Source organism: Gemmatimonadaceae bacterium (genome assembly GCA_035533755.1).
Taxonomy (GTDB): Bacteria; Gemmatimonadota; Gemmatimonadetes; order Gemmatimonadales; family Gemmatimonadaceae; genus JAGWRI01.
Genome location: DATLTC010000043.1, coordinates 1 through 6,819, shown reverse-complemented (window position 1 = coordinate 6,819; position 6,819 = coordinate 1). Strand labels below are relative to the sequence as shown.

The 6,819-nt window shown below is 69.3% G+C and carries 6 protein-coding genes; 3 read left to right on the top strand and 3 right to left on the bottom strand.

The features are described from left to right. The coding region (locus VNE60_06435) for a hypothetical protein (GenBank protein HVB31151.1) at window positions 1-2,413 on the top strand (2,413 nt) is incomplete at its 5' end. Window positions 2,414-2,434: 21 nt separating this feature from the next. On the opposite strand, the gene VNE60_06430 is transcribed toward VNE60_06435, so the two are convergent. Genes VNE60_06430 through VNE60_06420 form a run of 3 tightly spaced genes read right to left on the bottom strand, consistent with a single transcriptional unit; the run spans window position 2,435 to window position 5,300 of the window. Beyond that, window positions 2,435-3,817 (bottom strand): dipeptidase, encoded by a 1,383-nt coding sequence (locus tag VNE60_06430; protein HVB31150.1) that lies wholly within the window; start codon window positions 3,815-3,817, stop codon window positions 2,435-2,437. Then, entirely contained in the window at window positions 3,817-4,584 is a 768-nt protein-coding gene (locus VNE60_06425; protein ID HVB31149.1) for an SDR family NAD(P)-dependent oxidoreductase, read from the bottom strand. Before VNE60_06425 ends, VNE60_06430 begins: the two co-directional genes overlap by 1 nt. Before the next feature lie 5 nt (window positions 4,585-4,589). Then, the gene (locus VNE60_06420) at window positions 4,590-5,300 is read right to left on the bottom strand and encodes a creatininase family protein (GenBank protein HVB31148.1); all 711 of its coding nucleotides are present in this window, start codon (window positions 5,298-5,300) and stop codon (window positions 4,590-4,592) included. 156 nt (window positions 5,301-5,456) lie between these two features. On the opposite strand from VNE60_06420, the gene VNE60_06415 reads away from it, so the two are divergent. Together VNE60_06415 and VNE60_06410 are read left to right on the top strand one after the other, a co-directional pair. Continuing rightward, window positions 5,457-6,080 (top strand): peptidylprolyl isomerase, encoded by a 624-nt coding sequence (locus VNE60_06415; GenBank protein HVB31147.1) that lies wholly within the window; start codon window positions 5,457-5,459, stop codon window positions 6,078-6,080. A 4-nt stretch (window positions 6,081-6,084) separates the two neighbouring features. Continuing rightward, window positions 6,085-6,819 (top strand): serine hydrolase domain-containing protein (locus VNE60_06410; GenBank protein HVB31146.1); only part of this gene is annotated, 735 nt, incomplete at its 3' end.

Genomic DNA, 6,819 nt, shown 5'->3' with positions numbered 1-6,819 from the left:
CGCGGACGCCGGCGCCACCTGGCAGCGCGTGGAGGGCGACGGACTGCCGGCGGGGATCTGGGGGCGCACGGCGGTGTCGGTGGGCGCCGACGGACGGCACGTGTACGCGCTGATCAACGCGCACGAGGGCGGGCTGTATCGTTCGGACGACGGCGGCGCCAAGTGGAAGCTGATCAACGACGACCAGAATATCCGGTCGCGCCCCTGGTACTACTTCCAGGTCAGGGCCGATCCGCAGAACCCGAACACCGTCTATCTGCTCAACTTCCTCATGTACCGCTCCACCGACGGCGGCGCCAGCATCACGCGCCTGAGCCCGCCGCACGAGGACAACCACGCGATATGGATCGACCCGTCGGCGCCCGACCGGCTGATCGAAGGCAACGACGGCGGGGCGAGTATCTCGCTGGACGGCGGCGAGCACTGGAGCACCGAGTCCAACCAGCCCACGGCGCAGATCTACCACGCGGCCACCGACAACCAGGTGCCCTACCGCGTGTACGGCGCGCAGCAGGACCGCGGCACGTATTCCATTGCCAGCGCCACCAACCGCGGCGGCATCTCGGACAAGGATTGGTACGACGTGGCGGGCGGCGAGAGCGGGTACGTGCTCCCGGCGCCGGGAGCGCCCGACACGGTGTTCGCCGGTTCGTACTTCGGCGATCTCACGCGCTGGAACCGCGCCACGGGCGAGGCGCAGGACGTGACGCCCTGGCCGGAGAACACCGAGGGCCATGCGGCGGCCACGGTCAAGTACCGCTTCAGTTGGACCTCGCCGCTCGCGTTCGATCCCTTCCAGCCGTACACGCTGTACTCCGGGTCGCAGTATCTATTGAAGACCACCGACGGCGGGCGGAGCTGGACGGAGATCAGCCCCGACCTCACGCGCAACGACAAGAGCAAGCAGCAGCTCTCGGGCGGGCCGATCACGCTCGACAACGTGGGCGCGGAGTACTACGACGTGATCTACACCATCGCGCCGTCCACGCTTTCCAAAGGGCTGATCTGGACGGGCACCGACGACGGGCTCATCCAGCTTACCCGCGACGGCGGCGCGCACTGGGCCAACGTGACGCCCAAGGCACTGCCCGAATGGGCGCACGTGGAGTTGATCGACGCCTCCACGCGCGACGCGGGCACCGCGTACGCCGCCGTGGGCGCCCGCATGCTGGGCAACGACGCGCCGTATCTGTTCCGCACGCGCGACTACGGCCAGAGCTGGACGTCCATTGCCGCGGGGCTGGCCGGCACGGTGTACTTCGTGCGCGAGGATCCGGTGCGCGCCAACCTGCTGTACGCGGGCACGGAGAAGGGCGTGTACGTGTCGTTCGACGACGGCGACCACTGGCAGTCGTTGATGCTCAACCTGCCGCACACGTCCATGCGCGATCTGGTGGTGCACGGCAACGACCTGGTGCTGGCCACGCACGGCCGCGGGTTCTGGATCCTGGACGGCATCGCACCGCTGCGGCAGGCAGCGGCGTCGGTGGCGCAGGCGTCAGCGTACCTGTTCAAGCCCGACAATGCGGTGCGCGGTCCGCTGGGTGGCGGGAGCAGGGCCGCCACGGCCACGGCCGGCGGGAACGCGCCCCGGGGCGCGCTCATCGACTACTACCTCAAGTCGGCGCCGGCGAGCCCGGTGACGCTCGAGATTCTGGACGCGAACGGCGCGGTGGTGAACCGCTATACGAGCGGAGCTGGCGAGGGGCGGGGGCGTTCCCTGTCCGCGCACGCCGGCGGCAATCGATTGGTGTGGCCGCTGGACTACGCCGGTCCGCCGGCGCTGCAGGTGCCGGGTGGTCCGATCTTCGAGTCGGGCCGGCCGACGACGCCCGCCGTGGTGCCGGGCCAGTACACGGTGCGGCTCACCGTGGACGGCAAGAGCTTCACGCAGCCTCTCACGGTCACGCTGGACCCGCGCATCCAGGCCACGCCGGCCGACCTCGCGCGGCAGCTCGATCTGATGCAGCGCATCAACGGGGCGCTCACCGACGACCACGAGGCGTTCAACCAGATCGCGGGGCTGCGCCAGCAGTTGCAGGGCGTGGCGAGCCGCTTGGCCGGCGAGTCGTCCATGCGCGCGGTGGTGGACTCGGCGCGGGCGCTGGACGTGCGGGCCGACACGCTGTCGGTGAAGTTCTTCCAGTACCGGGCCAAGGCGGCCAAGTGGCTGTTCATGAACTATCCCATCCAGCTCAACGCCAAGTTCGTGAGCCTGGAGAACTCGGTGGGCGGCTCCGACGACGCGCCCACGGCGCAGGACGCGGCCAACTTCCAGACACTGCGCGCCACGCTCGACGCCCGCCTGGGCGACTGGCGCGCCATGCAGCAGCGGGACGTGGCGGCGCTGAATGCGCTGATGCGGCAGCACGGCATCTCGCCGGTGTACGTGGGGCCGCAGCTTCAGCCCTGATGCGTTGGTGAGACGGCCGGCTCAGGGCGCGGAGCCGCCGAGCAGTGCCCAGATGCGCGCCCACGCCTGGAGCCCCTCGTGCAGCCGGTGCACGCGGAAGAACTCGTTGGGCGCGTGGTAGTCCTCGTCGGCCGTGGAGAACGAGAAGAACACGGTGGCGAGCCCCATGTGGCGCTGGAACAGTTCCGAGATGGGCACCGTGCCGCCCATGCGCACCACCAGCGGCTTCACGCCGTAGGTCTGGAACAGCGCTTCGCCGGCCGCTTGCAGCGCAAAGTGATCGGGCTCGATGTGCGCCGCCCTCGCCCCGTGATCGCCCGGTGAGACGGCGAGCTGCGTGCCCGGCGGCACGTGCGATTGCAGATGGCGCGTCACGAGCGCCACGATCTCGTCGGGATCCTGATGGGGCACCAGCCGGCAGGTGATCTTGGCGTGCGCCTCGGTGGGGATCACGGTCTTGCCGCCCGGCCCCTGATAGCCGCCCCACATGCCGTTGACCTCGAGCGTGGGCCGAGTCCACTGGCGCTCCAACGTGGTGTAGCCCGGCTCGCCGAACGCCGCCGGCGCGCCCACCTGCGCCAGATATCTGGCCTCGTCAAAGGGCAGGGCCGCGATCTCGGCGCGTTCGGCGGGCCCGAGGTCGCGGACCTTATCATAGAAGCCGGCCACGGCCACTCGGCCGCCGGGCTCGTGCAGACCGGCGATGAGCTGCGCCATGGCGTGCAGCGGGTTGGCCACGCCGCCGCCGTGCCGCCCCGAGTGCAGATCCTTGGACGCGCCGGTGAGCGTGAGTTCGAGCCCCGCCAGCCCGCGGCTGGCCACGGTGAGCGAGGGCTCGTCGATGCGCCACATCGCGCCGTCCGCCGAGAGCACCACGTTTGCGGCGAGCAGCGCCTGGTTGTCGCGGATGAACGCGTCGAGGCTGGGACTGCCGATCTCCACCTCGCCCTCGAACATGCACTTCACGTTCACCGGCAGCGCGCCGGCCACCGCGAAGAACGACCGCGCCACCTCGATCGGGATCAACATCGGGCCCTTGTCGTCCGACACGCCGCGCGCATACAGCCGTCCGTCGCGCACCGTGGGCGTGAAGGGTGGGCTGTGCCATTTGTCGATCGGGTCTTCGGGCTGCACGTCGTAATGGCCGTACACCAGCACCGTGGGCCTGCCTGGCGCGCCCAGCCATTCGGCGTACACGATCGGGTTGCCGGGCGTGGCGATGGTGCGCACGGTAAACGGGCCGGCCGCCGCGAGCTTGCCGGCCACCCACCGCGCGGCGGCCTGCATGTCGGCGGCGTGCGCGGGATCGGTGCTCACGCTCGGGATGGACGCGAACTCCACGAGTTCGGCGAGAATGGCGTCGTGGCGCGAGCGGAGATGGGTGAGCACGTCGTTCAGCGCCATCACTTGCCCCCGTCAATGGAAAGCACCTGGCCGGTGATCCAGCCGGCCTGGTCGGAGGCAAAGAACAGCACGCCGTGGGCGATGTCTTCGGGCGTCCCCAGCCGCTTGAGCGCGATGGCGTTGACCAGCGCCTGCTGGCCCTGCTCGCCGTATGCTTCCCACTGCCGCTCGGTGGCGGCGTTGGAGCGCACGAAGCCCGGCGCGATGTTGTTGACGGTGATGCCCCACGGTCCCAACTCGTGCGCTAGTTGCCGCGTGAGCGCGATCTGCGCCGCCTTGGCCGACGCGTACGCCTGGATGCCGGTGAGGCTGATGCCCAGCCCGGCGCCGCTCGAGATGTTCACGATGCGGCCGCGGCGCGCCGCCTTCATGGCCGGCGCCACGGCCTGCGCACAGTAGAACGCGCCGCTCACGTTCACGGCAAAGATGCTCTGCCACTCCTGGGGCGTCACCTGTTCGAGGGCGCGCCCCACCTGGCCCAGCACGCCGCCGGCGTTGTTCACCAGGATGTCCACGCGCCCCGTGTCGGCCGACGCCTCGGCAACGAACGCATCCACGGCGCTCTTGTCGGTCACGTCCATCGGGCGCACGGCGCACCGTCCACCGCCCGCCGCGCACATCCGCTGCGTCTCGGCGAGTTCGCTCTCCACGATATCGCAGCCCCACACGGCGGCGCCGCGCTGGGCGAACGCCGTGGCGATGGCGCGGCCGAACCCGTGCGCCGCGCCGGTGACGACGACTGTTCTGCCGCTGAAGTCGGGAGCCATGGCCGCTACGACGCGCCGCCCCACGAGCCGGTGAGCAGGGCGCGGGTTTCCTGCACCGCCACCTGCCAGAGGGCGAGCATGTCCTCGTCCGGCCGCTGGTACAGGCCGCCGTAGTTGCCGTCGCCCAGGTATTCGCGCAGGGCCACCGGATCGAGCGCGCGCACCCGGGCGAGGTCCACCATGGGGCGCTGGTTGGCGGGCATGGCCGCGCCCGGCAGCCGAGTCCACGGAAAGTTCTCCATCCACGAGCCGTGCGACGCCACGGGGTCTATGGCCTGCACCTTGGCCCAGGTGGCCGGCGCGTTCCACCAGTTGTGGAACAGCACTCGGCAGTCTGCGTGATCGGCGGCCCACTCCTGCGCGAACGGCGCCACGGCGCCGTTGCCGCCGTGGCCGTTCACGATGAGGATGCGGCGGAAGCCGCTGTGGGCCATGCCGTCGAGGATGTCGCCCACCACGCGGAGGTGCGTCTCGACGCGGAGCGAGATCGAGCCCGGGAACTCGCGGAAGTACGGGGTGACGCCATACGGCACCACCGGGAAGACCGGGATGCCGAGCGGTTCGGCGGCTTCGGCGGCCACGCGTTCGGGAAGGATGCAGTCCACCGTGAGGCGCAGGTGGCTGTGCTGCTCGGTGCTGCCCAGCGGCAGCACGGCGCGGTCGTCGTGTTTCAGGTATTCTTCCACCTGCATCCAGCTCATGTCGCTGATGCGCATCGTGGCTCCCGTTCCGTTGGCGATGTTGGTGAGAAGTTACGCGCTGGTGGCGCCCGGGGGGAGGACGGCAGTGCCGGGGCGCTGGCGATCATGCGTTGCCGGATGCAACTTCCACGTTTCGGTCGTTGGACCACCACACATGGGGATGATCAGAGCATGAAACGCGTACTCGTACTGGCGGCCTGCGTCGCGCTGGCCGCCTGCGGAACCAAGAAGACGCCGGCCGTCGCGATTCCCACCACCGCGCCCGATTCGTTCCGGGTGGCGTTCGTGACCAGCCGCGGGCCGTTCACGGTGCAGGTGAACCGGGCGCTCGCGCCGCGCGGGGTGGATCGCTTCTATCATCTGGTGGCCATCGGGTACTTTGCCGACGTGCGCTTTTTCCGTGTGGTGCCCGGGTTCATCGTGCAGTTCGGCCTGAGCGGCGATCCGCAGGCCAACGTGCAGTGGTCCAACAACACCATCCTCGACGATTCCGTAAAGGAGACCAACGCCAGGGGGACCATCGTGTTCGCCACCGCGGGGCCCAACACCCGGTCCAACCAGTTCTTCATCAACCTGGGCAACAACACGCAGCTCGACGCGCAGGGGTTCGCGCCGTTCGGCCACGTGGTGGACGGCATGGCCGTGGTGGATTCCATCTATGCCGGGTATGGCGAGCAACCCGACCAGACCCGGATCACCGCCGAGGGGAACTCGTATCTGTCGGCGTCGTTCCCCAAGCTGGATTACATCAAGAGCGCCACGATCGTGGCAGACACCTCCGGGACCAAGGAGTAGTGACATGATGCGCTCGTTCAGATCCATCGCCCGATCGGCGCGGTTCGCCGCCGCGCTGTTGCTGTTGGCGGCGGCGCGCTCCGGCGCCCAGGGTGTGAACACCCTGCCGGCGGGTCTCTCGGCAAAGGTGAAGGCCGCCGTGGCCGACGTGATGCGCAAGACGCAGGTGCCGAGCGCGTCGGTGGGGATCGTGCAGAACGGGCGCATCGTGTACGTGGCCGCGTTCGGCAAGTCGCGGCTGTCGCCCGCCGTGGCGGCGCGGCCCGACATGCACTACGCCATCGGGTCCATCAGCAAGCAGTTCACCGTGGCCGCGGTGATGCTGCTGGTGCAGGAGGGCAAGCTCTCGCTGGACGATCCCGTGTCCAAGTGGTTTCCGGAGCTGACGCGCGCCAACGAGGTCACGCTGCGGAATCTGATGTCGCACACGTCGGGGTACGAGGATTACGCGCCGCAGGATTACACCATTCCGGCTTGGACCAAGCCCACCACGGCGCAGGCCGTGGTGCACGAGTGGGCCACCAAGCCGCTCGATTTCGATCCGGGCACGCAGTACCAGTACAGCAACACCAACTTCAATATCGTGGGGTTGATCGTGGAGAAGGCCAGCGGCCAGCCGTTCTGGCCGTTCCTCAAGTCGCGCGTGCTCGATCCGCTGGGGCTCTCGCACACCATAGATCTCGACACGCAGCACAGTCTGCTGGAGCCCACCGGGTACTTTCGCCACGCGCTGGGGCCG

Coding starts and splice junctions, on each gene's coding strand:
- VNE60_06430 (HVB31150.1), bottom strand. CDS start 3,817: ATGGCGCTGAACGACGTGCTCACCCATCTCCGCTCGCGCCACGACGCC.
- VNE60_06425 (HVB31149.1), bottom strand. CDS start 4,584: ATGGCTCCCGACTTCAGCGGCAGAACAGTCGTCGTCACCGGCGCGGCG.
- VNE60_06420 (HVB31148.1), bottom strand. CDS start 5,300: ATGCGCATCAGCGACATGAGCTGGATGCAGGTGGAAGAATACCTGAAA.
- VNE60_06415 (HVB31147.1), top strand. CDS start 5,457: ATGAAACGCGTACTCGTACTGGCGGCCTGCGTCGCGCTGGCCGCCTGC.